Annotated in this window: 1 protein-coding gene; it reads right to left on the reverse strand. The window is 39.6% G+C overall.

Going from position 1 to position 255, the window contains the following annotated elements; all coding sequences use genetic code 11:
- Positions 1–255, reverse strand: a 255-nt coding sequence (locus J7R12_RS08790; RefSeq protein WP_208439091.1) for a DNA adenine methylase, incomplete at both ends; no start/stop codon positions are given.

Consider the following 255-nt stretch of genomic DNA (forward strand, 5'->3'; position numbering starts at 1 on the left):
TCACTTCTTTTAATGTAAACTGACTAAAAGTTTTTCGGATCTCTGGTACATCATTAAGAGACAGAACAAACTTTCCCTTTAGTTGTGCAAGCAGTGTGGACATTTTCTGGTAATCCTCTCGCTTAAATAAATCTTTTCCGTAGCAATCCTCAACGCCCCAATAAGGCGGATCAAGGTAAAACAAGGTCGTTGGCCGGTCATAGCGAAGTATAAAATCAGACCAGTCTAAATGTTCAATGGCTACTCCTGATAAAC

The organism is Bartonella vinsonii subsp. vinsonii, assembly GCF_902825235.1.
Lineage (GTDB): Bacteria > Pseudomonadota > Alphaproteobacteria > Rhizobiales > Rhizobiaceae > Bartonella > Bartonella vinsonii.